At 52.5% G+C, this 497-nt stretch carries 1 protein-coding gene; it reads right to left on the reverse strand.

Translation table 11 applies throughout. From position 1 onward, the window contains the following. The coding region (locus QCE79_RS33625; RefSeq protein ID WP_309851859.1) for a hypothetical protein at positions 1 to 372 on the reverse strand (372 nt) is incomplete at its 3' end. Between the last annotated feature and the right edge of the window lie 125 nt (positions 373 to 497).

Here is a 497-nt window from a genome sequence, read left to right on the forward strand (position 1 = left end):
CAACCAGAAATCACCATCTAGTTCATTGCGCGCATTGTCGAGCGCTAGCCTCTCGGATGCGAACTGTCGAGGTACGACACTACGGCTTTTCAATGAACCATCGGTCTGCAGACACCTCCACCGCCATACTTCATCAGAGCATTCAAAAGCGACAGTGAAAAAACGATAGCCACCAGGAACCCGTTTATACAATCGGCAGATTGAACTTTCACCCCTTCCCGAAACTGCGCGCCAGCGACTGATTGACCCTTCGATGGCGGCGGCCGCTGATATCATGCTACGCGTCTCACCATCAAAGGCGTTCAAGTTTCGACTACGGCGTACAGCCGCATCACATCTGTCACCGTAAGCACTGACGAACCAGTTCATCATCGATTTTTCTCAGATCGCGTACGAAGTAAAGAACGGCCGTTCATCATGGCGAGCGTCTATGCTATCTGCTCGGGACGACTGCTCGTTCAAAGATCCGTCAGGGGTAGAAAGTGGCAGCTGGGGTG

The sequence above is a fragment of the Caballeronia sp. LZ003 genome (genome assembly GCF_031451465.1).
GTDB lineage: Bacteria > Pseudomonadota > Gammaproteobacteria > Burkholderiales > Burkholderiaceae > Caballeronia.